The sequence below is a fragment of the Bacillus sp. SIMBA_005 genome (genome assembly GCF_046535585.1).
GTDB classification, from domain to species: Bacteria; Bacillota; Bacilli; order Bacillales; family Bacillaceae; genus Bacillus; species Bacillus pumilus.
The window spans coordinates 1-263 of record NZ_JAWRWI010000596.1 but is presented as its reverse complement, the minus strand read 5'-3'; the positions used below and the strand labels follow the sequence as shown (position 1 = coordinate 263).

1 pseudogene is annotated in these 263 nt (G+C 48.3%); it reads right to left on the bottom strand.

What is annotated here, in order from left to right:
- Positions 1 to 203: pseudogene (locus tag SB660_RS21450) on the bottom strand (hypothetical protein); the annotation flags it as partial.
- Positions 204 to 263: the final 60 nt, after the last annotated feature.

Sequence of the window (263 nt, the reverse complement as noted above, 5' to 3'; positions counted from 1 at the left end):
GCAACAAGCTCCTTTTCCTCAGCAGAAACATCACGGGCCAGTACCGCGGCTTCCTTTACCCCCGGTGCTTGCTGAAGAACTGTTTCAATCTCTCTCAGTTCAATACGGTACCCCCTAATTTTTACTTGATCATCAAAACGTCCAATATATTCAATCGTTCCATCAGGCAAAAAGCGGCCTGCATCACCTGTTCGGTATAAACGACCTGTTAATTGTCTTTCGGGCATTGCAGGCTGTCGGCGGGGCATTGCTTACGCCAAACA